Source organism: Micromonospora sp. NPDC050784 (genome assembly GCF_044456765.1).
GTDB lineage: Bacteria > Actinomycetota > Actinomycetes > Mycobacteriales > Micromonosporaceae > Micromonospora > Micromonospora foliorum.
In genome coordinates this window covers 43,529-69,987 of the sequence record NZ_JBITGG010000024.1, presented here as the reverse complement: position 1 = coordinate 69,987, position 26,459 = coordinate 43,529, and the positions used below count along the sequence as shown (strand labels likewise).

Below are 26,459 nucleotides of genomic sequence, written 5' to 3'. Positions count from 1 at the left end.
AGTACGCGGGCGCGCCGCGTTGCCGCTCGGCAGTCCGCTTTTATCGTGACTCGATGTCTACCGAGTTCGTCATCGAGCTGCCGGACGAGCTGGCCGACCGGCTGGCCGAGGAACCGGACATCTCCGCCTTTGTGACGGAGTGCGTGCGAAAGGACATGGCCGATGAGCGCACCCTGCACACACTCCGGCAGGCGGGTTTCGCGCTCTCGCCGGCTCGCTTGGAGCAGGCCGGGCGGCCGGCCATGGACCTTGCCCAGGCTGCGGTGGAGGCGGCTCGGGCGATCACACCGATCATGACGGATCGGAGGGAGTTGCTCGGCGAGGTACTGCCGAAGGAATGGCCGATCATCGACCTCTGAGCCGCGGGCTGTCGACAAGATCACCTCTAGGATTCGGTCGGACCGAGGCGGGTAGGAGACTCCGGCACGGGGCACAAGACGCCGCAGCTACGCTCAGTACGCTCATCGCGGTGGACCCGTCAGTACCCGGAGGTGGCCGATCGTGACCGTCCGTAGCTCCTTTGTCGTAGTGGCGAACCGTCTGCCGGTCGACGAGGTGAGCACACCCGAGGGCCGGCAGTGGCGACGCAGCCCTGGCGGGCTGGTCACCGCGCTGCACCCCGTACTCGCCGAACACAAGGGCACCTGGGTCGGCTGGGCCGGTGGCACCGGCGCGGCACCCGAGCCGTTCGACCTGGAGGGGATCCGGCTGCACCCGGTCCCGCTCAGCGCCGAGGAGCTGGAGCGCTACTACGAGGGCCAGTCCAACGCGACGATCTGGCCGCTCTACCACGACGCGGTGGAGACGCCGGCCTACAAGCGCCGGTGGCGCGAGGCGTACCGCCTGGTCAACGCCCGGTTCGCGGAGGCCGCGGCCGACGTGGCGGCCGAGGGCGCGACGGTCTGGGTGCAGGACTACCAGCTCCAGTTGGTGCCGGCGATGCTCCGTGAGCTCCGCCCGGACCTGCGGATCGGGTTCTTCCTGCACATCCCGTTCCCGCCGATCGAGCTGTTCATGCAGATGCCGTTCCGCACCGAGATCCTGCGCGGTCTGCTCGGCGCCGACCTGGTCGGTTTCCAGCAGCGGCTGGCCGCACAGAACTTCGTCCGGCTGGCCCGGCACCTGCTCGGGCTGCGCTACGAGGGGCAGATGATCCAGGTCGACGGTCGGCAGGTGAAGGCGGGCGCCTTCCCCATCTCGATCGACACCCAGGAGATGGAGCGGATGGCCGCCGACCCGGCGATCCAGGCCCGGGCCAAGCAGATTCGCGCCGAGTTGGGCGACCCGAAGACGATAATCCTGGGCGTGGACCGGCTGGATTACACCAAGGGCATCGAGTTGCGGCTCAAGGCCTTCCGGGAGCTGCTGGCTGACGGAAAGTTGACAGTTCCCGACGCGGTCATGGTTCAGGTGGCCACGCCCAGCCGCGAGCGCGTGGAGCACTACCAGGCACTACGGGTCAAGGTCGAGCGCGAGGTCGGTCGGATCAACGGCGAGTTCGGCAGGGTCGGCGTGCCGGCGGTCCATTACCTTCATCAGTCGTACAGTCGCAGTGAGCTGGCGGCGATGTACGTTGCTGCCGACGTGATGATGGTGACCCCGTTGCGAGACGGCATGAACCTCGTGGCGAAGGAATACGTAGCATCACGTGCCGACCAGGGTGGCGCACTCGTCCTCAGTGAGTTCGCCGGTGCCGCCACCGAGCTTCGCCAGGCATTTTTGTGTAACCCGCACGACCCGGACGCGGTCAAGGACGCCCTCCTCCGGGCAGTGCACGTGGAGAAAACCGAGGCACGCCGCCGGATGCGGACAATGCAACGTCACCTGCGTACCCACGACGTGGGCCACTGGGCCAAGTCTTTCCTCTCGGAGCTCGGAGTTCCCGAGGCGGAGGCCGAGTGAACACGTCCGTCAACGATGGGGCGGCGGTCGCCACCGGGGTCATGGACCCTGAGTTGCGCTCCGCCATCGGCCGGATCGCCCGGGTCCCCCAGCTCCTGGTCGCCTGCGACTATGACGGCACGCTGGCGCCGATCGTGGAGGACCCGAGCACGGCCGTCCCGCTGCCCGAGTCGGTGGCCGCGGTCCGCGCGCTCGCCGCGCTGCCGCAGACCACCGTGGCGGTGGTCTCCGGCCGGGCGCTGCGCGACCTGGCCGCGCTCTCGCGGCTGCCCAGCGAGGTGCACCTCGTCGGCAGCCACGGCTCCGAATTCGACATCGGCTTCGTCGAGCGGCTCTCCCCCGAACTGGTCGCCGTGCGCACCCAGGTCCGCAACGCGCTGCGGGAGATCGCGGCCCAGCACCCGGGCATCCGTCTGGAACGCAAACCGGCAAGCGTCGCCATGCACACCCGCGGCGTCGACCCGCAGATCGCCGCCGCCGCCATCGAGGCTGTCCGCAACGGTCCGGCCACCTTCGACGGGGTCACGGTGACCCAGGGCAAGGAGGTCATCGAGCTCTCCGTGGTGGCCACCCACAAGGGCACCGCGCTCGACCAGCTCCGGACCCAGCTCGCCTCCAGCGCGGTGCTGTTCATCGGCGACGACGTCACCGACGAGAACGCGTTCGGCCACCTGCACGGTCCCGACCTCGGCATCAAGATCGGCCCCGGCGACACCAAGGCCAGCTACCGGGTCGCCGACCCGCTGGAGGCCGCCCGCGCGCTGGCGCTGCTGCTTGAGACCCGGCGGCACTGGCTGTTCGGTGAGCGGGCGGTGCCGATCGAACGGCACTCCATGCTGGCCAACGGTCGTACCGTCGCTCTGCTCACCCCCGAGGCCAAGGTGAGCTGGCTCTGCCACCCCAAGCCGGACTCGGCGGCGATCTTCGCCGACCTCGTCGGTGGCAGCCCGGCCGGTCACTTCAGCGTCGCCCCGGAACGCGGCGGCATCCCGCTGGGTCAGCGTTACCGCTCCGGCACGATGACCGTGGAGACCCGCTGGTCCGGGCTCACCGTCACCGACTGGCTGGACAAGCCGGCCCGGGAGACCACTCCGGACGACAGCCCGGCGGTCATCACCGGCGACTCGACCCTGATCCGGGTGCTCACCGGCAGTGGCAAGGCCCGGGTGGAGTTCGCGCCGAGGCCCGAGTTCGGTCAGGTCGCCGTGCAGTTGCAGCCGCTCGGCGACGGCCTGCTGGTGCTCGGCTCCAACGAACCGGTCGCGCTCTACGCCCCCGGCGTGGAGTGGGAGGTCCGCAACGACGGCGGTTACGAGACCGCCAAGGCCATCGTCGACCTCTCCGCGGCCGGTGGCCAGGTCGTGCTGGAGCTGCGCTTCGGCACGCACAGCCTGGAGCACCACCGGGTGCCGATCCACGAGCGGCAGGCCGCCGCCGAGCAGCCGTGGAAGGACTGGGTGGCCTCGCTGCGGCTGCCGTCCACCGCCCGGGACCTGGTCGCGCGCAGCGCCCTCACCCTGCGCGGGCTCTGCCACGAAGCCACCGGCTCGATCCTGGCCGCGGCGACCACCTCGCTCCCCGAGGAGCTGGGCGGCGTCCGTAACTGGGACTACCGCTACTGCTGGCTGCGCGACGCGGCGCTGACCGCCCGCGCACTTGTCGACCTGGGCTCCGTCGAGGAGGCCGAGGCGCTGCTGCGCTGGGTGGACGGCTGCATCGAGCGCACCGGCGGGCACCCGGAGCGACTGCACCCGCTCTACACCATCGACGGCTACGAGCTGGGCGCCGAGGCGGTCATCGACACGCTTCCCGGGTACGCCGGCTCCCGGCCGGTCCGGGTCGGCAACCTCGCCAACCACCAGTTGCAGCTGGACGTCTTCGGCCCGATCGCCGACCTGATCGCGGCCGTCGCCGACGCCCGCGGCTCGGTCCGCGACGACGAGTGGCGGGTCCTGGAGAACATGGTCGAGGCGGTCCGCCGCCGCTGGCACGAGCCCGACCACGGCATCTGGGAGGCCCGGCTGCCACCCCGGCACCACGTCTTCTCCAAGGTGATGTGCTGGATGACCGTCGACCGCGCCTTGCACGTGATGCGCGAGCACGGCGGCGAGGACCGGCCCGAGTGGAAGGACCTGCGGGACCGGATCGGCGCCAACGTGCTGGAGCACGGCTGGCACTCCGACGTCGAGGCGTACAGCGTCGCGTACGGGGACGAGGACATGGACGCCTCGTCACTCTGGATCGGGCTCTCCGGCCTGCTCCCGGGCGACGACCCGCGCTTCCTGTCCACCGTCCTGCGGATCGAGGCGGACCTACGCAGCGGCCCGGTCGTCTACCGCTACCACTGGGACGACGGCCTGCCCGGCCGTGAGGGCGGTTTCCACATCTGCACGGCGTGGCTCATCGAGGCGTACCTGCGCACCGGCCGCCGCACCGACGCCGAGGAGCTGTTCGCGCAGATGGTGCTGACCGCCGGCCCGACCGGCCTGCTCCCCGAGCAGTACGACCCGCTCGCCGAGCGCGGCCTGGGCAACCACCCGCAGGCGTACAGCCACCTCGGTCTGATCCGCTGTGCCCTACTGCTGGACAACATGCTCAAGCAGTAGTCGACCGCTCGTACGACGGGGCCGGAGCGCTTACGCTTCGGCCCCGTCGGTCACTGCGGGGACGGCAGGCTCGGTTGCCACCCGTACAGGCGGGCACCCAGGTCGGTGGGCACCGTCCAGTGCGCGTACGGCAGCACGGCGCTGCTGCCGGTGTGGATCAGGCACAGCAGTGGGGCGTCGCCGGTGTGGTCGAGCGCGAGCTTCGGTTTACGGGCCGCGCCGACGCCGCCGAGACCGAACAGGACAACCGGGTCCCGGACCGGCAGCCCCTGTGCCTGCCGGCCGTCACGCCAACCTCGGTACGCCGCGTCCAGCCGCCAGGGCGCGAGGTCGGCGAGACCGCGGTACAGGTTCGCCACCCAAGTGGGGGTGAGTTCGGCGTCGGAGAGCCGGTACGGCACGCCGGTCAGCAACGCGTCGAGCTCCGGATCCGTCTCCACCCCGGCGTTGGTCAGCGCCTCGGCCAACGCGCCACGGCGGACGGCCGCGACCCCGGGGGCGGCCTGCTCGACCCGATCGACCTGCCAGCGGAGCCCGGCCGGGGTGTTCGCCTGTCGGCGGTCCCACAGCCAGCGGGCGCCGTCCCAGCGGTGCCGCTGGTTGGCCGGGATCAGCTCGTCGATGCCGATGACCAACTCCTCGCCGTCGACCCGTGCGGTGAGCCACCGGCCCCGCAGGTGCGGCCGCTGCTCGCCGTAGCCGGCTAGTGCGACCACCGCCGACCGCAGGTAGGCACCGGTGTTCCCGCGCGGGAAGTGCCAGCACAACGCGGACCCGTCGATGGCGTCGAGGTCGGCGGCGGCCTCGTCCGACACCGCGCCGATCCGGACCAGCGGCGATGCCGCGCTGGCCTCGCGGTGGTCGAACTGTCGGCGCTCCCGGCGCTGCCGTATCTCGGCCCGTTCGGCCGACGGGCGGACCGAGTGCGCCGCCTTCTTCCCGGCCCACCGCAGCACCTCCGCCCCGGCCTCCTGCGGGTCGCCGAAGAGCCGGAACGCCAGCAGCTCGTGCTCGTCGGACCCGTCGTCCTCGGTCACCTGCACCTCGTACACCAGCTCGCCGGGCGAGTCCAGGTCATAGGCGGTGTGCGGGTCCCGGCCGAACTCGTTGCCGACGAGCGAGTCGCCCGGCTGTTGGCGATGGCCACGGACCACCGTGACCAGGACGCCCCAGGAGCCGTCCGCGTCCGTGCACCTCAGAGTTCGGACCGGAGCATCGCGCCATCGCGAGGGGAGGTCCTCGAAGGTGGTGGTCAGGCCGGGGCGTCCGAACCGCAGCGCGACGGGTGTGAGCAGTTCCGTCCGCCACTTCTCGTGAGGATCCTTCACGGTGAGCATGGTCGACATTGTGTCGACAGCCACCGACGCTTTCACCGCTCGCGACGGTCGGCGCCGCCGCAGCTGGCAATCTTGGACAGTTTCCGTTAGCACGTAACGGAAACTGTCCAAGATCTACCCTGCCGGCTCGTTCCCACGTCCGATCGGCGTCGCCGGCACGGTCGGAACGAACCATCGGCCGGTGGCTCTTCACCCGGACCCGCGTTCGGTCACCTGTCAGCTGTCGAGGGCGTTCACCACGTCGCCCACCACGACGACGGCGGGCGGGCGCAGCTCGGCCGTGAGCGCGTCGGCGGCCACCTCGCCCAGCGTGGACCGCAGGACCCGCTGGGTGCCCGTGGTGGCCTCCTGGACGACGGCTGCCGGCGTCTGCGGTGACCGACCGTGGGCGATGAGGGTGGCCGTGATGGCGGCGAGGTTCTTCAGCCCCATCAGGATCACCAGGGTGCCGTGCAGACCGGCGAGGGCGTCCCAGCGCACCAGCGAAGCCGGCGAGTCGGGTGCCAGGTGCCCGGAGACCACCGTGAACTCGTGCGCCACCCCCCGGTGGGTGACCGGGATGCCGGCCGCGGCCGGCGCGGCGATGGAGCTGGTCACCCCGGGCACCACGGTCACCGGCACGCCGGCCGCCGCGCAGGCCAGCAGTTCCTCGCCGCCGCGGCCGAAGACGTACGGGTCGCCGCCCTTGAGCCGCACCACGAAGGCGCCGGCCAGGGCCCGGTCGACCAGGATCTGGTTGATCTCCTCCTGGGCCCGGGACGGGCCGTAGGGGATCTTCGAGGCGTCCACCAGCTCGACGTCGGGGCGCAGCTCGTCGAGGAGCAGCCCGGGCACCAACCGGTCGGCGACCACCACGTCGGCCTCGGTGAGCAGCCGCCAGCCCTTCACGGTGATCAGCTCCGGGTCTCCCGGCCCCGCCCCGACCAGCGCCACCCGCCCGGACTGCCGCCCGCCGGTCCCGCCGGTCGCACCGGTCGCACCGGTCGCACCGGTCGCACCGGTCGCACCGGTCGCACCGGTCGCACCGGTCGAAGCGTCGGGCCCGCTCTGCGTCGGAGCGGTCTCGTCCGGTGCCAGGCGGACCGCGAGCAGGTCACGGATCGCGTCGCGGACGGTCATTGCACGCCGGGGATCGCCGCCGCCGAGCACCGCCACGGTGACCGGGCCGTGCCGGGTCACCGCCGGAGTCCAGGCGGTGGCGGCCGTCCGGTCGTCGGCCCGGACGCAGAAGATCCGCCGCTCGGCGGCGACGGCGCTCACCGAAGCCGCCGCCATCGGGTCGTCGACCGCGACCTGGACCAGCCAGGCGCCGTCCAGGTCCTCGGGCACGAACCGACGCTGCACCCAGTGCAGCCGACCCGCGTCGGCCCGGGCCCGCAGCGCCGGGGTCAGCTCCGGGGCCACCAGCAGGACGTCCGCACCGGCGTCCAGCAGCGCGGGTACCCGCCGGGTGGCGACCGCGCCGCCACCCACCACGACCACCCGCCGCCCGTGCAGGCGCAAACCAAGGGGGTACGGATTGGAGGTCACGCCACACCACCGAGGCGGGCAGCGCGTTCGTTGCGCGTGGTCACTTCTCGGCCACCCCGGCGGAGTCGAAGGTGGCCACCTCGTGCAGCACCCGGACCGCGCCGGTGACCACCGGCAACGCCAGCAGCGCGCCGGTGCCCTCGCCGAGGCGCAGCCCCAGGTCGATGAGCGGGTCGAGGCCGAGGTGGCGCAGCGCGGCCGTGGCACCGGGCTCGGCCGAGCGGTGGCCGGCGACCATGGCGCAGATCGCGTCCGGGGCGAACGCGGCGGCGGCGAGCGCGGCCGAGACCGCGATCACCCCGTCCAGCAGCACCGGCGTGCGGCGCGCCGCGGCCCCCAGGATCAGCCCGGCCAGGGCGGCGTGCTCCAGGCCACCGACGGCGGCCAGCACCCCCAGCGGGTCCGCCGGGTCGGGGGTGTGCCGGGCCAGCGCGGCCCGCACCACCGCCACCTTGTGCGCGTACGTCGGGTCGTCGACCCCGGTGCCCCGACCGGTGGCGTCGAGCGCGTCGACGCCGGTGAACGCGGCGATCAGCGCGGCGGCCGGGGTGGTGTTGCCGATGCCCATGTCCCCGGTGAGCAGGATGCCGGCGCCAGCGTCGATCAGCTCGTCGGCGATCCGGATGCCGGTCTGCACCGCCGCCAGCGCCTCGTCCCGGGTCAGCGCGGCGGTCACCGCGAGGTCGCGGGTGCCCCGGCGGACGGACGCGACAACCAGTCGCGGCACGACCGGGTCGAGCACAGCCGGGGCGGCCACGGCCGGGGCGTCCACGGCCGGGTCGAGCACAGCCGGTTCGGTGGGCAGCGGGGTGGCCACGCCGACGTCGACCACGGTGACCGAGGCGCCGGCCTGCCGGGCGAACGCGTTGACCACCGCTCCGCCGGCCAGGAAGTTGCCGATCATCTGCGCGGTGACCTCCTGCGGCCAGGGGCTCACCCCCTGGGCGTGCACCCCGTGGTCACCGGCGAAGATCGCCACCGCGCCCGGCTCGGGCAGCGGTGGGGGGCAGGCGCCGGCCAGGCCGGCGAGGCGTACCGAAAGCTCCTCCAGCGCGCCCAGCGAGCCCGCCGGCTTGGTCAGCCGGCCGTGCAGCTCCCGGGCGGCGGCCATGGCCGCTTCGTCCGCCGGGCGGATCGCCGCGATCGTGGTCTCCAGCATCATGCCTCCATGGTCTCGCGCAGCACGTCGATGAACGCGTCGGTGGTGTTTCGGTCGCGTACGGCCACCCGCAGCCAGTCCGGGCCGAGCCCGGGGAACGTGTCGCCTCGGCGCACCGCCCAGCCGCGCTCGCGCAGGGCGGCCCGGATCGCTGTCGCGCCCGGCAGGTGCAGCAGGACGAACGCGCTGGCGGGACGGCCGACGACGCGTACACCGGGCAGGTCGGCGAGGCGCGCGACCAGGTGGTCGCGGTCGGCGGCGAGGTCGGCGGCGATCGCGCGTTCGGCCTGGACCGCGACGGCGCTGGCGCAGGCCGACGCGGCCGCCAGCGCGGGCGTGGAGACGGCCCAGAGCGGTTGGACGGCGGCCAACCGGGACAGCAGTTCCGGAGCGCCGAGCAGGTAGCCGATCCGCAGGCCGGCCAGGCCCCACGTCTTGGTGAGGCTGCGCACCACGAGCAGCCCGGGCAGGTCGCTGCGGTCGGCCAGCGACTCCGGTTCGCCCGGGTGCCCGGGCGCGATGGTGGTGTCGGCGAACGCCTCGTCGACCACCAGCACCCGGCCGGGGCGGGCCAGCGCGGCCACCGTCCGGGCGGGGTGCAGCACCGAGGTCGGGTTCGTCGGGTTGCCGATCATCACGAGGTCGGCGTCGGCGGGCACCCGGGACGGATCGAGCCGGAAGCCTTCGGCGGCGTCGAGCAGCACCCGCTCGACCTGGTGCCCGGCGGCCCGCAACGCCGCCTCCGGCTCGGTGAACTGGGGGTGCACCACCACGGGGCGGCGAACGCCGCGCAGCGCCTGGGCGATCAGCACGAAGCCCTCGGCGGCCCCGGCGGTGAGCAGCACCTCGTTCGGGTGACGGCGGTGTCGGGCGGCGACCGCCGCCCGGGCCGGCGCCGGGTCCGGATAGCGGGCCAGGTCGGTCAGGGTCGCGGCGATCGGGTCGGCCAGCCAGGCGGGAGGCCGCGCCCGACGGACGTTGACGGCGAGGTCGATCAGGCCGGCGGTGGCCTCGGCGTCGCCGTGGTGCGCGAGGTCCGGCTCGACCCCGGTGGGTGGGTCGACCGCGCTCGGCTGATCAGACATGTCCGCGATCCTGCCGGGAAGGTGGCCGGTGGGACAGTCGATCCCGGCGTAAGCCACGTCACCACTCGCCGGTTTAAGAGTTCTTCTCATGTACGAATCGGAAATGTCATAACTTGACCACGTGAGCAACCGACCCCTTGCTGCCGCTGGTCGACTCGTCCCTCTCCTGCGCGCCGGACTGATCGCCGGAATCGTGATCGCCGCCGCCGCCTACCCACTCGTCGCCCTCACCGGGCTCGGCGCGAAGGCCACCGCGCACGCCGTGGAGCAGAAGACCCGGTTGCTGAAGACCGCCCTGCCCGCCGAGACCTCGTACGTCTACGGCCCGGACGGCAAGACCGTGCTGACCATGTTCTACGAGGAGTACCGGCAGTACACCAAGCTGTCGGACATGTCGCCGAACATCCAGCAGGCGATCGTGGCCGCCGAGGACTCCCGCTTCTACCAGCACCACGGCGTCGACCCGAAGGGCGTGGCCCGGGCCTTCGTCTCCAACGCCCGCTCCGGCGGCTCCCAGGGTGCCTCGACGCTGACCATGCAGTACGTCCGGATGGCCCTGCGGGACAGCGCGACCACGCCGAAGGAGGTCCAGGAAGCCACCCAGCAGACCAGCCTTCGCAAGGTCAAGGAAATGCGGATGGCGCTGGACCTGGAGAAGGAGCTGAGCAAGGAACAGATCATGGAGCGCTACCTGAACTCGGCGTACTTCGGGCACCGGGCGTACGGCATCTACGCGGCCAGCGAGATCTTCTTCTCCAAGACCCCGAAGGACCTCACCCCGGTCGAGGCCGCCACCCTCGCCGGACTGGTCAAGTCCCCCTCCGAGTACGACCCGGCCGACTCCGACCAGAAGGAGGCCACCGGACGGCGCAACTACGTGCTGGACCGGATGAGCCAACTCGGCTACCTCTCCCCCGACTCGGCCGCCGCCGCCAAGTCCGAGCCGATCCGGCTCAAGCTGACCACCCCACCGCACGACTGCGCCGCGGTGGCGGAGAAGTACAACAGCTGGGGCTTCGCCTGCGACTACCTGAAGAACTGGTGGAGCGCGCAGCCCGCGTTCGGGGCGAGCCGCCTGGAACGGATGGACAACCTGCGCCGGGGCGGCTACCGGATCGTGCTCAGCCTCGACCCGAAGGTCCAGGAGGCGGCCGAGAAGAGCGTCGGCGCCAAGGAAGCCACCGGCAGCCCGTTCGCCAACGGCATCGTGGTCTCCGAACCGGGCACCGGGCGGGTGAAGGCCATGGCGGTGAACCGGACGTACTCGCTGGACCTGGCCGACAACCCGCAGAGCTCCAACCCCGAGGCCGGGCCGAAGGTGAAGGCCAACTACCCGAACACGGTGGCACCGCTGCTCGGCGGCGGTGACCTGGCCGGCTACCAGGCCGGGTCGACGTTCAAGATGTTCCCGATGTTGGCCGCGCTGGACTCGGGAATGACCCTCTCCACCTCGTTCAACGCGCCCTACCGCTACAAGTCCGCCGTGTACGACGGCTGGGCGCCCTCCAACGCCAGCGGCGCCATGACCGGCCAGCAGACCATGTGGTCCGGCTTCGGCAAATCGGTCAACACGTACTTCGTGTGGCTGGAGGAGAAGGTCGGCGCGGACCGGGCGGTCCGGTTGGCCGAACAGCTCGGGCTACGGTGGCGCACCGACGTCGACCGGGAACAGGCGTCGCCGGCCAAGGCGAAGAAGTGGGGTGCGTTCACCCTGGGCGTCTCCGACGCCACCCCGCTGGAGATGGCCAACGCGTACGCCGCCATCGCGGCCGACGGTCGCTACTGCGAGGCCATCCCGGTGCAAGCGATCATGAACCGGGACGGCACGCCCGCCACGTACGCCACCCCGGGCGGCCTCCACCGCGAGGTGGCCAAGCCACGCTGCCGACAGGTCGTCAGCGCGGACGCCGCGCGGGCGGCCACCGACGCGGCCCGCTGCCCGACCGGAGACACCCCGGCGCGCGGCAGCTGCGGCGGCTGGTCCACCGCCGACAGCGTGCGGGGCACCGTCGGACGCCCGGTGGCCGGCAAGACAGGTACGACCGACAGCACCCGGTCCGCCTGGTTCGTGGGCTACACCCCGGAGTTGGCCGCGGCGAGCTTCATCTCCGACCCGGACAATCCGTTCAACGCCGTCGGTGACGGGCAGTCCCAGATCCCGATCAAGGCGGTTTCGGAGACCCTGCGCGACGGCCTGAAGGGCACACCCACCCGCCAGTTCACCCCACCGTCGGACGCCATCGTCGGCTGACGGTCCGCAGGTCGTGCGCGCAGCTCAGCGCAGGTCGGCGGCGACGAACGACCAGAGTTCCAGATCCACCCGGCCGCCGCTGACGAAACCGGCGTTACGCAGCAGACCCTCGTAGCTGAACCCGGCCTTCTCGGCGACCCGGCGCGAGGCCAGGTTGCCGGGTGCCACCCGCAGCTCGACCCGTTGAAAGCCGTGCTCCAGGATCAGCGCGATGGCCACCGCGTCGACCGCCTCGGCGGCGAAGCCGAACCCCCGCGCGTGCGCCGCCATCGCGTAGGAGACCTCGGTGAGGCGGGCGCCCCAGTCGGTGCGCCGGGTCCACAGCGAGCCGACCACCTGGTCGTCCTCCCGCCGGAGCACCGCGTAGTGGTCACCCTCCCCGCTGTCGCGCCGCTGCCGGGCCAGATCCGTGCACCAGGCCAGCCCGTCAATCGGGCCGGAGTCACCGGGCAGCGGCAGCCAACGCCGGGTCAGCTTGTCGGCGAAGATCTCCCCGGCCGCCGCCGCGTCGGCCGCCGTGAGCTGACGCACCTCGGTACGCGGGGTGGAGACGGTCAACGCCGGGAACCGGCGCACCGCGACCTGACCGATCACACCGACACCCCGCCGGGCTGCGCGGGCACCACCTCGCTCGTCGGCTCGGCCGCCGCCGCGGCGACCAACCGGGCGGCCGTCGCCGGATGGCTGGCCCAGTGCAGGGTGAGCTGTGAGGCGTGCACGTTACGCCAGACGAAGCCCTCCGGCGCGCCGCCGTCCCAGCTCCAGGCCGGGCGCTGACCAGCGCGGGGGGTGAGCACCGCACGGTGTGCCTTGTGCCCGACCAGCACCGTGCCGGTGGCGGCGACGACACTGTCGGTCTGGGCGGTCGCCTCCCGGTAGCCGGCCACCACCCCGTCCCGGCTGACGCCGACCGCGTCCAGGACACCGCACATCGGCAACCCGTCCAACTCCCGGGCCAGCCAGAGCAGCCCGGCACCCTCGGCGATCACCGGACGCCCGGTCCGCGCCAACTCGGCCACCGCGATGCAGAGCCGCCGGTTGGCCGACAACTGCTCGGCGTACGCCTCGGGCAGCGCGCCGCCGACGATCAGCGCGCGGGTGCCGACCGGCAGCGCCTCGTCGCGAAGCGGGTCGACGACGACGACCTCGGCGCCGGCGGCCCGGAGCAGCTCGGTGGTCTCCGGGTGGCTGAAGCTGCCGCCCGGCCCACCGGCCACCGCCACCAGCGGCCGGTTCGCCGGGGGTGTGAACGTGCCGAGGGACTCCTCCGGAGACCAGGCCGGCGCCGGCAGCGGCGGAGCGGAGCGGGCCAGCCCGAGCAGCCGTTCCAGGTCGACCGTGGCGGCGACGGCCTCGCCCAGCCGGCGGACCGCACGGACGGCGTCGGCCGAGTCGTCGACCACCGGCGCCACACCGTGCCGACGCGACGGCAGCACCGCCGGCAGGTCCTGGCGACGCAGCGCGCCGTAGACCGGCACTCCCACGTCGTCCAACGCCTCGCGCAGCATCCCCTCGTGCCGGGACGACGCCACCCGGTTGAGGATCACGCCGCCGAGCCACAACTGCTCGTCGTACGAACGGAAACCGTGCACCAGGGCCGCCACCGACTGACCCATCGCGGCCACGTCGACAACGAGCACCACCGGGCTGCGCAACGCGGCGGCCGCGGCGGCCGTGGACTCCTGCTCGGGACGGCCACCGACCGAGTCGTACAGCCCCATGCTGCCCTGCACCACGGCCAGCCCGGCACCGGCGGCACCGTGCGCCACCAGCGGGGCGAGCCGGTCGATGCCGACCAGCCGGGGGTCGATCACCCGACCCGGCCGACCGGAGGCGAGGCCGAGGTAGGCGGCGTCGACGTGGTCCGGCCCGAGCTTGAAACCGGCGACGTCGACCCCTCGCTCGGCCAGGGCGGCGAGCAGCCCGATCGCCAGCGCGTTCTTACCGTGCCCGGAGGACGGCGCGCTGAGCACCAGGCGCGGCACGACGGTCATCATCGACTCCTCGCGAGCGGCGGCGGGTACGCGACGGGACGACCGAGGCCGATCCGTCGGCGTGACGATACCCGCCCGGCTGGAGGCGCGAGCACCGCCAACCGGGGGTGGGCGGCCCGGCCCTGGCAGGGCCCCGGGCGTCCGTCCCGGACCGGTCCGGCCCGGTCCAGGTCAGTGGCGCCGGTCATACGAGTAGCCTCGGTGCCGTGTACCGGTTCCTGCTGAGCCCACGCTGGCTGGGCGCTCTCGCGCTGACCCTGGTCGCGGCCGCCGTCATGGTGTTCCTCGGCAACTGGCAGCTGGACCGCTACCGGGGGCGCACCGAGGTCAACGAGCGGATCGACGCCGGCCAGCGGATGGCCCCCGTGCCGCTCGCCGACGCGCTGCGCGCTCCCGCCGGCGGCGCGGGGACGGCCGGTCCGGCCCCCGCCGAGGACAAGGTCTGGACCCGGGTCACCGTCACCGGCCGGTACGACCCCACGAACACCGTGCTGGTCCGTGGCCGGACGGTGGACAGCCGGGTCGGCTTCGAGGTGCTCACCCCGCTGGTGCTCACCGACGGCACGGCGCTGCTGGTGGACCGGGGCTGGATCCCGCCGGCACCCGGTGGGGCGACGGCCCTGCCGTCGGTGCCGGCCGCGCCCACCGGCGACGTGACGGTGGTCGGTCGGGTGCACGAGACCGAGAGCGGCGCCGGCGCGGTGGCCCGACGCGACGGGCTGCTGGAGATCCGGCGGATCGGGGTGTCGCGGCTGGCCGGCGAGCTTCCCTACCCGGTCTACGGCGCCTACCTGCTGCTCGACGAGCAGACCCCGGCAGCCGATCCGGTGTTCAAGGCGGTGCCGGTCGGGCACGCCAACAACTGGCAGAACTTCGGCTACGTCGTGCAGTGGTGGCTCTTCGCGGTGATGGCTCTCTTCGGCTACGGCTGGGTGGCCCGTCGAGAGGCCCGCCGTGCCGCCGGCATCGGCACCACCCCGGCTCCCCTGGACCGGGCCGCCGAACCGACACCGACCGCCTGACTCAGGCCGCCTCCGGCCGACGCGCTGCAACGGGGTGTGCGGCTCGGCGCCGGACCCGGCCGGTCAGCCGGCGGGGCGGCCGGCGTGGATGGCACGGACCGCGTCGATGGTGTCCGCCTCGGCGGCGGACTTGTCGTCGCGATAGCGCACCACCCGGGCGAACCGCAGCGCCATCCCACCGGGATAGCGCGAACTCGTCTGCACCCCGTCGAAGGCGATCTCCACAACCTGCTCGGGCCGGACCCGGACCACCCAGTCGCCGCGTTCCACGGCGAGGCCGAGGAACCGCTCGGTCTGCCACCGCAGCAGCTCGTCGGTGAGTCCCTTGAACGTCTTGCCGAGCATGACGAACTCGCCGGTGCGCGCGTCACGGGCACCCAGATGCAGGTTGGACAGCCAGCCCTTGCGTCGGCCACTGCCCCACTCGACGGCGAGCACCACCAGGTCGAGGGTGTGTCGCGGTTTCACCTTGACCCAGGCGGCGCCACGGCGGCCGGCGTCGTAGGGCGCGTCCGGTGCCTTGACCACCACGCCCTCCTGCCCCGCGTCGAGCGCGGCGGCGAACGCGGTAGCGGCCTGCTCCGGGTCGTCGACCTCCATCCGCCCGACCAGCAGCGACGAATCCACCGCACCGGCGAGGGCGGCCCACCGCTCCCGGCCGGGAAGGTCGATCAGATCCTCGCCGTCGAGGTGCAGCAGGTCGAAGAAGTACGGGGTGAGCACCGTCGCGCCCGTGCTGGCAGCCGCCGCCAGCACCGCCGGAGCCACGGGTGTGCGCCCGGTGGTGCTGGGGGTGGTGCGTCGGGCGGCCCGGCTCGACGTCTGCTGGAACGGCAGTGGACGACCGGTCTCGTCCAGGCCGATCGCCTCGCCGTCGAGGACCAACTCCCGGCCGGGCAGGGCACGGACCGCGGCGACCACCTCGGGCACCCGGGTGGTGATCTCGTCGAGGCTGCGGGTGAACACGGCGATGTCGGCACCGGAGCGGTGCACCTGGATGCGGATGCCGTCGAGCTTCACGTCGACCACAGCCGGCGTGCCGGTCGCGGCGAGCGCCTCGTCGACCGAGGGGGCGCTCTGCGCGAGCATCGGCGCCAGCGGCCGGCCGACCTGCAGACCGAACCCGGCCAACTCGGCGGCACCGCCGGTCAGCGCGGCCACCGCCACCGCCCGGAGATCACCGGCGAGCAGCAGCGCCCGGCGGACCGCCGCCACCGGCACGTCGGCGGCCCGGGCCACCGCGTCCGCGAGGAGCCCGGCCTGGGCACCCTGGCGTAGCTCGCCGCTGAACAGGCCGGTGAGCAGGCGCTGCTCGTCGGCCGTCGCTGCCGCGTAGAGCGCACCGAGCAACGCCCGACGCCGGGCCTGCGAGCCCGAGCCGTGCACCGCGGCGATCTGCGCGATGGCCGCGTCCACGGCGGCCACCGTCAACGTCGGCTCGGCGGCCGGTGGCGGCAGGTCACGCAGGCTCGCGTAGCCGACCCCGGTCTGCCGTTGGCGCAGCTCACCGGCGAGATAGCCGGCGCCGGCCTCGACCTCGTCAGGGTCGAGCCGGCGCAGCGCGTCAGCGAGCAGCTCCACCTTGGCCCGTCGGCCGCTGGTGGCGCCGACGGCGGCGGAGGTGGCTGCCAGATCGAGGAACCGCACGCAGCTCATCCTGCCAGTCACCTCCGACACCGCCCGGGCATTGCCGTGCCCGGGCGGTGTCGGCAGGGTGCCGCCCGCTCACGCGGACGACGGATCAGGCGGAGACGGGCTCCTCGATGCGCAACCCTCGGGCGCGGACCTCGCCGGCGACCCGGGAGAGCACCGAGTCGAGGGCGACCAGTGCGGCAGAGAGCTCACCGAGCTGTTCGTTGAGCGTGTCCTCGGACCACGCGGAGACATCGACATCTCCCAGCGCGCTGACAGCGGCCCCCAACCGGGCCATCACCTCGTTCGTACTCATGTACGAAAGGCTATAACAGCTGACCATCCGACACGCCGTAAACTCCCAGATCAGGCCCAAAGTTGCCGTTCTGACACCTAACTGCCCGCCGCCGCCACGTTGCGCAGGAGCAGCGCCTCGGCGAGGCAGACCCGGGCGAACTCCCCCAGGTGCAGACTCTCGTTCGGGCCGTGCGCGCGGGCGTGCGGGTCCTCCACACCGGTCACCAGGATCGCCGCCTTCGGGAACATCTCCTGGAAGGTGGCGATGAACGGAATCGAGCCGCCGACACCGATGTCCACCGGGTCGGTGCCGTCCCAGGCGGTCCGGAAGGCCGAACGCGCGGCGTCGAACATCGGCCCGGACGCGTCGATCACGCACGGGTCACCGTCGTGTTCGAAGGTGACCGTCACCTGCGCACCCCACGGCGCGTGCTGCTCCAGGTGCGCGCGCACCGCCGCGTACGCCCGCTTGGGGTCGTCGCCCGGGGCGAGGCGGATGCTGAGCTTCGCCTTCGCGGCCGGGACCAGGGCGTTCGGCGCCTCGCCGGTGGACGGCGCGTCGACACCGAGGATGGCCAGCGCCGGCTTGGTCCAGAGCCGGTCGGTGATCCGGCCGGTGCCGATGAACTGCACGCCCTCGGCGAGCCCAGCCTCGGCCCGGACCCGGTCCTCCGGGTAGTCGACGGTGGCGCCCTCCCGGCCGACCAACCCGTCCACGGCCACGTCACCGGCGTCGTCGTGCAGCGTCGCCAGCAGCCGGACCAGCGCGGTGAGCGCGTCCGGCACGGCGCCGCCGAACATGCCGCTGTGCACCGCGTGGTCCAGCGTGCGCACCTCGACGAAGCAGTTGACGATGCCCCGCAGCGAGGTGGTCAACGCCGGTACGCCGATGTCCCAGTTGCCGGAGTCGGCGATCACGATGACGTCCGACGCGATCTCGTCGCGGTGCTCGGCCAGCAGTTGCTCCAGCGAGTCGGAGCCGTACTCCTCCTCGCCCTCGATGAAGAGGACCACGCCAACCGGCAGCGCGTCGCCGTACGCGCGCAGCGCCGCGACGTGCGCCATGATGCCGGCCTTGTCGTCGGCCGCACCCCGGGCGTAGAGCCGGCCGTCCCGTTCCACCGGCTCGAACGGGTCGGACTCCCACAGCGACCGGTCCCCGACCGGCTGGACGTCGTGGTGGGCGTAAAGCAGCACGGTGGGTGCGCCGGGCGGGGCGGCCCGACGGCCGATCACCGCCGGCTGGCCGCCGGAGCGCACGATGTCGACGTCCAGGCCACAACCGCGCAGCAGCTCGGCGACGGCCTCGGCGGAGCGTTCCACGTGCGAGTGGTCGAAGCCCTCGAAGGCGATGCCGGGGATGCGGACGAGGCGCTCCAGGTCGGCCCGGACGCCGGGCATCTCCCGCTCGACGGCGGCCCGCACCTCGGACTCGGACATGATCGGTGAGGTCATGACCGGCATCGTATGCCGGCCTTACCGGGGCGTGCCGGCGGAGCCCGTACCGTCACCGCTGTCCGCGGGGCCGGCGCCGGCCCGCGTGCCGGGGGCGGCCCGGCCGGCGCGGTGCGCGCGGCCCGCCGCCTCGGTGGCGGCGTCCATCCAGGAACGGGCCCGACCGGCGGTGCCGCCCACCCACTCGCCGACGTCGCTCGCGCCGTCGCCGAGCCGGCGCAGCAACCCGACCAGGGGGTCGGTGGACCGGCTGAACTCCTCCCGGTACGACTCGGCAGCCGCCTTGATCTCCTCCGAAACGCTTGTCGAGCTGTCGTCCTCGCGGCGCGGATAGTCCCCGGCCAGCACCCGCCCGTACGCCCCGGAGTCGATCCACTGGCGCAGCTGCGCCGCCCTCGCCACCGGCACCGGGTGGGTGCTCCACGCGGTCATCCGGATCTTGTGCAGGCTGTCGCGCAGGTCGCCGCCGCCGGCGTACTCGGCGGCCTGCTCCAGGAAGGCGGTGGTGTCGACCTGGGACAGGTCACCGCCGCCGGCCAGCTTCATCAGCAGCCGCAGCGCGGCGGCCGGATCCTGCCCGGCGAGCAGGCCGGCCCGGTCGGCGGAGAGCTCCGCCTTGCGCCACCACTCCAGCATCGCCGCGATGATGGCGCGCAGCGCGATCGCGCCGACCGGCAACCAGCTCAGGTTGGCCGCCCACCGGGTGAGGATCATGAGCATCGTCTTGTAGACCGCGTGCCCGCTGCCCACGTGCCCCAACTCGTGGCCGAGCAGACAGCGCAGCTCGTCCTCGTCGAGTTGCTGCACGCACGCGGAGTTCAGCACGATGAACGGCCGCTCCAGCCCGACCGCCTCGGCGCCCAACCAGGGCGACTGGGTCACGTACAGCTCGGGCAGCTCGGCCACGTCGAGCGCCGCCGCGGCCTCGGTGTAGCGCTGCCACACCGCCGGGTACTGCCGGTGGTCGACCCGGATGCCGGAGGCCAGCACGGACAACCGGAAGCCCCGCTCGTTCCACATCCCGAAGAACGCCCGCACAACGTCGTCGAAACCGCGCAGCTCCCGCAGGGCGACCAGGGCACCCCGGTCGGCCGGATGCTCCCAGGCCCGCGAGCTGATGCCGGTGAGGGTGATCCGACGCCGCGCTGGCGCGTCCGCTGCCGTCATGGTGGCTCCCCGTTCGCCGTAGCTCCCCGCATCGTGCCGCAGTCGGTCGCCGACGTCCATGCCCCGCTCAGCGCAGCCGCACGTAGTACCGCTCCGCGTCGTGCGGGAGTGTCGGCGCGCCGTCCACCAACAGGTCGACGTGGGTCGCGGTCTCGTCGACGGCGAAGTGCGCCCGCTCCCCGTCGTGCCAGCGGCGCAGCTCCGGCAGGATCTCCGGCCCGTCCCGGGCGACCGCGCGAGACAGCCGCAGCGACGCCGGCGCGGTGACGAACACGGCCAGCGTCAGCTCCGGCCGGACAACCGCCCGGGCGGCGCTGACCCCCTCGACCACCAGCACCGGAGCCACCGGCACCGGAACCGGCCGGGGCAGGAAGCGTTGCCGGACCCAGCTGTACCGCCGGTAGGCGCCCGGCTCCCCGTTCCGCAGCGGGGCGAGCACCCCCTCGTCGAGGCGGGGCCAGAAGGTGACCTGGTCGTCCCACCCGTCGAGTAGGTCGTCGGTGTGCACCACCGGCGGTCGGCCGCCGAGCGGCCCCGCCAGGGCATCCGCGAGCCGCGCGGCGAACCGGCTCTTGCCCGCGCCGCTCGGCCCGTCGACCGCCACCAGCCGGGTTCGCCCCAACCGCGCCGGGCCCGCGAGCACCCGACGAGCCAATTCGGCGTACGCCTCGACGACCGCCACGGTCGGCCCGCCAGTCTCCGGGTTCAGCACAGCCTCCCGTGGTGCATGACCGAAGTATGCACGCTGGGCTCGTCGGGCTCGTCGGGCTCGTCGGGCTCGTCGGCCGTCTGGCTCGCCGGGCTCGGTGAGCCGGTGGGCCGGTGGGCCGGTGGGCCGGTGGGCCGGTGGGCCCGATGCTCGACTCGGGTTCATTGAAGGCGCGGTATCCCCGTTGGCGGGACACCGCGACATCAGTGAAGCCGTGTCGATCATGCCGGTAGAGGGGCCAGAGTGGGCCGTGTTGACACGTCCGGCTGACCGCCCTGACCAGCCACCGTCACGTCCGGGGGAATTGGGGCGGCGACGGGTGACGGGCGGCCCGTTCGCCGCCCGGGGTGCCACCGAATCGGCATGATCGGGTGGTGCTCCGAGACGTAATGAGCCCCGGTATAGACGCCCTACTCGAACAGGCCCGCGCCGGGCTGCACCGACTGACTCCGCAGCAGACCGTCGAGGCGGTCCGCGGCGGTGCGTTGCTGGTCGACACCCGTACCGAACCACAGCGCCGCGAACAGGGCGACCTGCCGGGCGCGATCGTCATCGACCGGACCGTACTGGAGTGGCGCCTCGATCCGGCCAGCGCCTGGCGGATCCCGGAAGCCACCGGGTACGACCGGGAGATCGTCCTGGTGTGCCGGCAGGGCTACAGCTCCAGTCTGGCCGCCGCCAGCCTGCAGACCCTCGGGCTGCGCCGGGCCACCGACATGATCGGCGGTGTGGACGCCTGGCTCGCCGCCGGCCTACCCACTACCGACCGCCCCGCCGACATCCGCCCCTGATTCCCACCACCCTGCGCCTCAGGCCGCCCGGGCGGGCGGCCGACTCAAGCAGGCAACCGGCTCAAGCCAGACGGCCGGCTCAAGCAGGCGGCCGGCTCAAGATCGCGCTAGATCCAGGAAACAGGCCACTCCTCGCATGGACGAGGCCCCTACAACAAGGATCGAGCACGATCATGCGCAGCCCCGCCGGCGCACTCCCCATCGGACGGCGGCCGGGTCAAAAGGGCGAGCCAGGTCAAACCGGCGAGCCAGGTCAAAACGCGGGCGCGTCAGAACGCGACCGGGCCAGGACCCGACCAGGTCAAGACACGACCGGGCCAGGACCCGACTAGGTCAAGACAGGACCGGGCCAGGACACGACCAGGCCAAGACACGACCGGGCCAAGACACGACCGGGCCAAGACACGACCGGGCCAAGACACGACCGGGCCAAGACACGACCGGGCCAAGACGCGACCGGGCCAGGACCCGACCGGGCCAGGACCCGACCGGGCCAGGACCCGACCGGGTCAGGACGGTGGGCCGGGCGGGATGAAGGGGCGGCCCGAGGGCGGGCCGGCTTCGATGAGACGCCAGAGAGCATCGGTGTCGAGGTGTTCCTCGACCAGGTCGCCGAGTAGGTCGAGTGAGCGTTCCCGGACGGCGGCGAAGCTGGTGGCCGGTGCGACCCGAAATCCGCTGCGGCCGGCCAGGCGAGCCGCCTCGGTGAGGAACCACCGCCGGAACTCGTCGGACTCGAACGTCCCGTGCCAGTGCGTGCCGTGCACCGCGCCGAGCACGGCTCCCTCTCCGACACCGTCGTCGCCCGTCAGCAGCGGGGTCAGGCTGGGGTCGGCGTGTGAGACGTACCCGTGGTGGATCTCGTAGCCCCGCACCGGGAGGCCGCCGTGGCCGGCGCCCACCGACTGCCGGACGGTCTTGCGCGGATCGAAGGTGATCTCGATGGGCAACAGTCCGAGCCCTGGGACGCTGCCCTGCCGGCTCTCGACCGGGTCGTGGATGGCGCGGCCGAGCATCTGGAAACCACCGCAGAGGCCGAGCAGGGGCTTGCCGGCCGCCACGTGGGTGGCAACCGCGTCGGCGAGGCCGGTTTCACGCAGCCACGCGAGGTCGGCGACGGTGGACTTGGAGCCGGGTAGGACGACCAGGTCGGCGGCGGCCAGCTCGGCCGGTTCGATGGTGAGCCGTACCCGGACCCCCGGCTCGGTGGCGAGCGCCTCCACGTCGGTGGCGTTGCTGATCCGGGGTAGGCGGACGACGGCCACGTCCAGCCATTCGCTGCCGTGCGGGGCGGCGGGCCGGCCGAGCACCCGACCGTAGGCCAGTGAGTCCTCCGCGTCGAGCCACAGGTCCAGTGCCCAGGGCAGCACCCCGTACGTGGGGCGGCCGGTGACCTGACGCAGCATGTCCAGACCCGGCTGGAGCAGCCCGAGGTCGCCCCGGAACTTGTTGATCACGAACCCGGCGATCAGCGCCTGGTCGGCCGGGTCGAGCAGGGCCACGGTGCCGAACATCGAGGCGAAGACACCGCCCCGGTCGATGTCGCCGACGACGATGGTGGGCAGGTTGGCGTGCCGGGCCAGCCCCATGTTGACGTAGTCACCGGCCCGTAGGTTGATCTCCGCGGGACTGCCGGCGCCCTCGCAGATCACCACGTCGTACGTCTCGCGCAGCTCCGCCAAGGCGGCGTACGCGGTCTCGGCGAGCCGGGGACGTAGCTGCCGGAAGGTGCCGGCGGTGATCGTGTCGACCGCCTCGCCCAGCAGCACCACCTGACTGGCCAGGTCGCTGCCCGGCTTCAGCAGCACCGGGTTGAACCGCAGGTCGGGTGCGAGCCCGCACGCCGCGGCCTGCATGGCCTGGGCGCGCCCGATCTCGCCGCCGCGCCCGTCCGGCCCGACGACCACCGCGGAGTTGTTCGACATGTTCTGCGCCTTGTACGGCGCCACCTTCACGCCCTGCCGGTGCAGCCAACGGCAGATGCCCGCGGTGAGCACGCTCTTGCCAGCGTCGGACGTCGTGCCGGCGACCAGCAGCCCGCCGCTCACCGCCCGCTCCCCCGCCGCACCCCGACGCCCCCGTCCAATCCGCCTGCCCCGCCCTTGCCAACAGCCCAGCCCGTGCCGACAGCCGCGCCTTTGCCGACGGCCGGCAGCCCGCGCTCGCCGGCACCGACCAGCCGGAGTGCTCCAGCCACGCCGGCCAGCCCGCGCCCTCCGGCCACGCCGGCCAGCCCGCGCCGACCCACGGCGCCGGTCAGCGCTCGCCTGCTCGCCGCGCCAAGCAGCCGACCGAGGGTCACCGGGTACGCGGCGGCCAGCCCGACAGCGGCCAGCCCCACCGCTCCGGAGATCCGGGCGGCCCGCTTCAGGTGCCGCGCCTCCGGGCGGGGACCGTCGCCGAGAAATGGCCGCACCTCGGAGCGCCCGAAGTAGACATTGCGGCCACCGAGGCGGACCCCGAGCGCACCGGCCATCGCCGCCTCGCACTGACCGGCGTTGGGGCTCGGGTGGTCGTTGCGGTCCCGCCGCCACACCTGCCAGGCGCGCTGGCGGTCCCCGTGCGCGACCGGCGCGACGGCGATGGTGAGCAGCCCGGTCAGCCGGGACGGCACGAGGTTGAGCGCGTCGTCCAGTCGAGCTGCCGGGGTACCGAACCGCGCGTAGCGCGTCGACCGGTGCCCGACCATCGCATCGAGGGTGTTCGCCGCGCGGTAGCCCAGCAGCCCGGGCAGGCCGGCGACCGCACCCCAGAGCAGCGGAGCGACGACCGCGTCGGAGGTGTTCTCCGCGACCGACTCGACGGTGGCACGGGCCAGCTCCGACTCACCCAGCGTCGACGGGTCCCGTCCGCAGAGGTGACCGAGGCGTCGCCGGGCAGCGGGCAGGTCACCGCCGCGCAGCGTACGACCCATGACGGTCGCCTCGTGCCGCAGCGTGCGACCGCCCAGCACGGTCCAGGTGCCGGCCGCCACGAGCAGCGCCCGGGTCACCGGCCGGTGCCGGGTAGCCGCCGAGGCCACCGCCCCGAGCAACACCGGCCCCCCGACGGCCAGCGCGGTGAACGCCGTACCCGCCGTTCGGTCCGGGCGGTAGATGCGGCGCTCCAGCGCACCTGCGGCCTGCCCGAAGCCCGCCACCGGGTGCCACCGGCGGGGGTCGCCGAGCAGCCTGTCCAGCGCGTACCCGGCCAGCAGCCCCACCGCGTTCGCCATCGGCGCTGTCCGTCGCACCCGCACCACCTCCGGCCGGCCAGCCTAGACGAGCACCCCGTGAACCAGCCGAACCCACGGTCCCGCACCGGCCACGAGAACCATTCAAGCGAACAGGTAGGCAGGCCCCGGCTCACCAACTTCGACGCCGCGCTGGAGGGCTACAAGACCCCGTCGCAGCCAGGTCGACGCCTGTCACGCGGGGTGACGACGCTGGTCGCGCCGCCACCCCGCCCCCGTCGTGCCGCACCGCTCCGTGGAGCGGCGCACCGCACCCGCACCGCGCCGTCTGGTGCCATTTCGCCGCAGCCGCAGCACCCGCAACTGATACCGAGCCTCAGGCAGCTCGACCGCCGACCGACTCGCGGTGGCGTTCGCCATCGCCGCCGTGCTCGGCGGTGGCCGAGCCGACGCGGGTCAGCCGAGCCGATCGGTCAGGCTGGCTGCGGAATCCGGCCCCGACCGCGCCGCCCTCGAGCGGGCTGCGCCGGCTCCGGTTGCCTCTCGTCGGGCACCGGCCTCAACTCGATGTCCAGGTCACCGTCGGCGTTGTCGTCGTCCGCCTCGGGCGGTGGGGCCAACTCGTCGTCGAGGCCCGGCGGGACGTTGGCCTGCCCGACCTGCCCGACCTGCCCGACCTGCTCGCCGCTCGGCAGCGCTCCGCCGTCACCGAAAAGCCCACCGCCCAAGGAGACCCCACTCCCCGAGGAGACCCCACTCCCCGAGGAGACCCCACTGTCCGAGGAGACCCGGTCGCTCGGGGAGCTGTCGTCGTCCTCCGGGACGTTGCCGAACGGGCTGGTTCGCAGCTCGGCGTAGTCGGGCAGCTCGAAGTCGTCGTCCAGCGGACGGTCGTCGGGCAGGACGGGTGCCTGCCCGGCGGGCACCGGCTCGGTGGGCTCGCCGTGCACCCGGCTCTCGGCCTCCGTGTCCTCCACGGTGCTGGTGGTCATGCTCGGCCGGTTGCGCAGGAACCGGGCCCGGCCCCGGGACAGGTCGTGGCCGACGGCGACCGCCTCCAGTTCGTAGAGCGTGCGGTGGTTACCGGCGTCGTCGGTCCAGTCGCGGGTGTAGAGCCGCCCGCAGACCACCACCGGATCGCCGACCATGACCGAGGCCGCCACCCCCTCGGCGAGCTTGCGCCAGCAGTTGACGCGGACGCGAAGCGAATTGCCGTCGACCCACCGGCCGCTGTCGCGATCGAGTCGGCGGGCGGTGGAGGCGACCTTGAAGTTGGCCACCAGCGTGTTGCTCTGGGTCGTACGCCGCCACTCGGGCGTGGTCAGCACATTGCCGACGATTGTCACGTAAGTGTCGAACATCGTCCCTCCAGGGGGATCGGGGCTTGCCAGCGCGAGTCGACTCGACACCGAGCATCGGCACTACAGGCACCCATCGCGAGCGCCCATCCCCGACCTGTGGATGACGAACCCACCTGTGGACAACGCCCTGATCACGCCCGGATGTGGTACGCCCGACCCGCCCGACGCGCCGTCGACGGTTTCCCAGGCCGCCCGAACTGGGTAAGGACTTGATCAACGCACCACCGACAGCTCCACGTCGACGAGAGGTCAGCGCCATGACGATCACTACCATCGGCTCCGCGAACGCTTCCGAGGCGCAGCGATGAGCGCCGTGGCGAACCCGGCCACCGTGGCTGAGTGCCTGCGGGTGGGCGCCGGGTTCTCGCAGGGCGACCGCAACTGGATCGCCGAGCAGTTCGCCACCCTCGACGCCCGGCTCGCCAGCTTCCACGCTGATGCCACCGAGCTGGAGGTGTCGGTGAAGGACCGGGAGGCGCGCGGGCAGAAGGTCACCCTGGAGTGCTGGATCGCCGGCCGGCAGAAGATCGTCACCACCTCCGCGGAGGAGGACCTGCACGCCGCCCTCAACGACGTCCGTGACGACCTGCGGCGCCGGCTCAACGACGCCAAGACCCGCCAGGAGCCCCGGCACAACAAGCACCTGCGCGACGTCCCCCAGCCGCAGCTCGATGCCGACGAGTCCGACGACCCGGCCCTCCGCGCCGACGCGGAAACGGCCTGACCCACGCCCCGCCCCGCTCGCCGCCCCACAGCCATCGCAGCCGATCATGGACTTGTGGTGGGCGTCAGATCCGCAAACGTCCCCTTTGCGAGCCACCACAAGTCCATGATCGACGCGGGGCGGGCGGGGCGGGGCGAACGGATCGACGCGGGGCGGGCGGGGCGGGGCGAGCTCATCGACGCGGGGCGGGCGACGCGGGGCGGGCGGGGGCAGGCATCGCCCGGGCGCGGGCTACCGCTGGGTAGGTTGGCGGCGTAGCGTCGCG

The 26,459-nt window shown here is 73.0% G+C and carries 20 protein-coding genes and 1 pseudogene; 7 read left to right on the top strand and 14 right to left on the bottom strand.

Annotation, left to right across the window (positions count from 1 at the left end; all coding sequences use genetic code 11):
• Positions 1 to 53: 53 nt before the first annotated feature.
• The 3 genes from ACIBD9_RS27235 to otsB all read left to right on the top strand — a co-directional run bounded on the left by ACIBD9_RS27235 (position 54) and on the right by otsB (position 4,508).
• Complete coding sequence (locus ACIBD9_RS27235; RefSeq protein ID WP_396721924.1) at positions 54 to 359, top strand: hypothetical protein; 306 nt, start codon at positions 54 to 56, stop codon at positions 357 to 359.
• Between the two features lie 142 nt (positions 360 to 501).
• Positions 502 to 1,902 (top strand): trehalose-6-phosphate synthase, encoded by a 1,401-nt coding sequence (locus ACIBD9_RS27230; RefSeq protein ID WP_030333449.1) that lies wholly within the window; start codon positions 502 to 504, stop codon positions 1,900 to 1,902.
• Between the two features lie 41 nt (positions 1,903 to 1,943).
• Positions 1,944 to 4,508, top strand: a complete 2,565-nt coding sequence (gene otsB, locus ACIBD9_RS27225; RefSeq protein WP_396721986.1) for a trehalose-phosphatase — start codon at positions 1,944 to 1,946, stop codon at positions 4,506 to 4,508.
• 50 nt (positions 4,509 to 4,558) lie between these two features.
• Here otsB and ACIBD9_RS27220 read toward each other — a convergent pair whose 3' ends face one another.
• The 4 genes from ACIBD9_RS27220 to cobC form a co-directional block, all read right to left on the bottom strand.
• On the bottom strand, positions 4,559 to 5,845 hold the full coding sequence (locus ACIBD9_RS27220) for a hypothetical protein (RefSeq protein WP_396721923.1): 1,287 nt from the start codon (positions 5,843 to 5,845) through the stop codon (positions 4,559 to 4,561).
• Between the two features lie 216 nt (positions 5,846 to 6,061).
• Entirely contained in the window at positions 6,062 to 7,375 is a 1,314-nt protein-coding gene (gene cobA, locus ACIBD9_RS27215; RefSeq protein ID WP_396721922.1) for a uroporphyrinogen-III C-methyltransferase, read from the bottom strand.
• A gap of 40 nt (positions 7,376 to 7,415) precedes the next feature.
• Entirely contained in the window at positions 7,416 to 8,534 is a 1,119-nt protein-coding gene (locus ACIBD9_RS27210; RefSeq protein ID WP_396721984.1) for a nicotinate-nucleotide--dimethylbenzimidazole phosphoribosyltransferase, read from the bottom strand.
• Positions 8,534 to 9,619 (bottom strand): Rv2231c family pyridoxal phosphate-dependent protein CobC, encoded by a 1,086-nt coding sequence (gene cobC, locus ACIBD9_RS27205; RefSeq protein WP_396721920.1) that lies wholly within the window; start codon positions 9,617 to 9,619, stop codon positions 8,534 to 8,536. The genes ACIBD9_RS27210 and cobC overlap by 1 nt, the downstream gene beginning before the upstream one ends.
• A 121-nt stretch (positions 9,620 to 9,740) precedes the next feature.
• On the opposite strand from cobC, the gene ACIBD9_RS27200 reads away from it, so the two are divergent.
• A complete protein-coding gene (locus ACIBD9_RS27200; protein ID WP_396721918.1) occupies positions 9,741 to 11,870 on the top strand; it encodes a transglycosylase domain-containing protein in 2,130 nt (709 codons plus the stop codon).
• Positions 11,871 to 11,894: 24 nt separating this feature from the next.
• Here the strand turns inward: ACIBD9_RS27200 and ACIBD9_RS27195 are convergent, their stop codons facing one another.
• Both ACIBD9_RS27195 and ACIBD9_RS27190 read right to left on the bottom strand, forming a co-directional pair.
• A complete protein-coding gene (locus ACIBD9_RS27195) occupies positions 11,895 to 12,464 on the bottom strand; it encodes a GNAT family N-acetyltransferase (RefSeq protein ID WP_396721916.1) in 570 nt (189 codons plus the stop codon).
• Positions 12,461 to 13,864 carry a cobyrinate a,c-diamide synthase gene (locus ACIBD9_RS27190; RefSeq protein ID WP_396721915.1) on the bottom strand — a complete coding sequence of 468 codons (1,404 nt, stop codon included), beginning with the start codon at positions 13,862 to 13,864 and terminating at the stop codon, positions 12,461 to 12,463. Before ACIBD9_RS27190 ends, ACIBD9_RS27195 begins: the two co-directional genes overlap by 4 nt.
• A 206-nt stretch (positions 13,865 to 14,070) precedes the next feature.
• Here ACIBD9_RS27190 and ACIBD9_RS27185 point away from each other — a divergent pair, with 206 nt between their 5' ends.
• Positions 14,071 to 14,886: an SURF1 family protein gene (locus tag ACIBD9_RS27185; protein ID WP_396721913.1), complete on the top strand. Its 816-nt coding sequence runs from the start codon at positions 14,071 to 14,073 to the stop codon at positions 14,884 to 14,886.
• A 63-nt stretch (positions 14,887 to 14,949) separates the two neighbouring features.
• On the opposite strand, the gene ACIBD9_RS27180 is transcribed toward ACIBD9_RS27185, so the two are convergent.
• The 5 genes from ACIBD9_RS27180 to ACIBD9_RS27160 all read right to left on the bottom strand — a co-directional run bounded on the left by ACIBD9_RS27180 (position 14,950) and on the right by ACIBD9_RS27160 (position 20,311).
• Complete coding sequence (locus ACIBD9_RS27180; protein WP_396721911.1) at positions 14,950 to 16,542, bottom strand: ATP-dependent DNA ligase; 1,593 nt, start codon at positions 16,540 to 16,542, stop codon at positions 14,950 to 14,952.
• Positions 16,543 to 16,627: 85 nt separating this feature from the next.
• Positions 16,628 to 16,834 carry a hypothetical protein gene (locus ACIBD9_RS27175; RefSeq protein ID WP_030333429.1) on the bottom strand — a complete coding sequence of 69 codons (207 nt, stop codon included), beginning with the start codon at positions 16,832 to 16,834 and terminating at the stop codon, positions 16,628 to 16,630.
• A gap of 77 nt (positions 16,835 to 16,911) precedes the next feature.
• Positions 16,912 to 18,255: a dipeptidase gene (locus tag ACIBD9_RS27170; RefSeq protein WP_387169493.1), complete on the bottom strand. Its 1,344-nt coding sequence runs from the start codon at positions 18,253 to 18,255 to the stop codon at positions 16,912 to 16,914.
• A gap of 36 nt (positions 18,256 to 18,291) precedes the next feature.
• Positions 18,292 to 19,437 carry a M48 family metallopeptidase gene (locus tag ACIBD9_RS27165; RefSeq protein ID WP_396721910.1) on the bottom strand — a complete coding sequence of 382 codons (1,146 nt, stop codon included), beginning with the start codon at positions 19,435 to 19,437 and terminating at the stop codon, positions 18,292 to 18,294.
• Positions 19,438 to 19,504: 67 nt separating this feature from the next.
• Positions 19,505 to 20,311: a uridine kinase gene (locus ACIBD9_RS27160; RefSeq protein ID WP_396721908.1), complete on the bottom strand. Its 807-nt coding sequence runs from the start codon at positions 20,309 to 20,311 to the stop codon at positions 19,505 to 19,507.
• Between the two features lie 224 nt (positions 20,312 to 20,535).
• Between ACIBD9_RS27160 and ACIBD9_RS27155 the strand changes: the two genes are divergently transcribed.
• Positions 20,536 to 20,937, top strand: a complete 402-nt coding sequence (locus ACIBD9_RS27155) for a rhodanese-like domain-containing protein (RefSeq protein ID WP_396721907.1) — start codon at positions 20,536 to 20,538, stop codon at positions 20,935 to 20,937.
• A 509-nt stretch (positions 20,938 to 21,446) separates the two neighbouring features.
• Here ACIBD9_RS27155 and ACIBD9_RS27150 read toward each other — a convergent pair.
• The 3 genes and pseudogenes from ACIBD9_RS27150 to ACIBD9_RS27140 all read right to left on the bottom strand — a co-directional run bounded on the left by ACIBD9_RS27150 (position 21,447) and on the right by ACIBD9_RS27140 (position 25,470).
• Positions 21,447 to 22,985: a cobyric acid synthase gene (locus ACIBD9_RS27150; RefSeq protein ID WP_396721905.1), complete on the bottom strand. Its 1,539-nt coding sequence runs from the start codon at positions 22,983 to 22,985 to the stop codon at positions 21,447 to 21,449.
• A 185-nt stretch (positions 22,986 to 23,170) separates the two neighbouring features.
• Positions 23,171 to 24,151: pseudogene (locus ACIBD9_RS27145) on the bottom strand (cobalamin biosynthesis protein); the annotation flags it as partial.
• Between the two features lie 431 nt (positions 24,152 to 24,582).
• The gene (locus tag ACIBD9_RS27140; protein WP_396721904.1) at positions 24,583 to 25,470 is read right to left on the bottom strand and encodes a single-stranded DNA-binding protein; all 888 of its coding nucleotides are present in this window, start codon (positions 25,468 to 25,470) and stop codon (positions 24,583 to 24,585) included.
• Positions 25,471 to 25,774: 304 nt separating this feature from the next.
• Here ACIBD9_RS27140 and ACIBD9_RS27135 point away from each other — a divergent pair, with 304 nt between their 5' ends.
• Positions 25,775 to 26,194: an HPF/RaiA family ribosome-associated protein gene (locus tag ACIBD9_RS27135; protein ID WP_396721903.1), complete on the top strand. Its 420-nt coding sequence runs from the start codon at positions 25,775 to 25,777 to the stop codon at positions 26,192 to 26,194.
• The last annotated feature ends 265 nt before the right edge of the window (positions 26,195 to 26,459 follow it).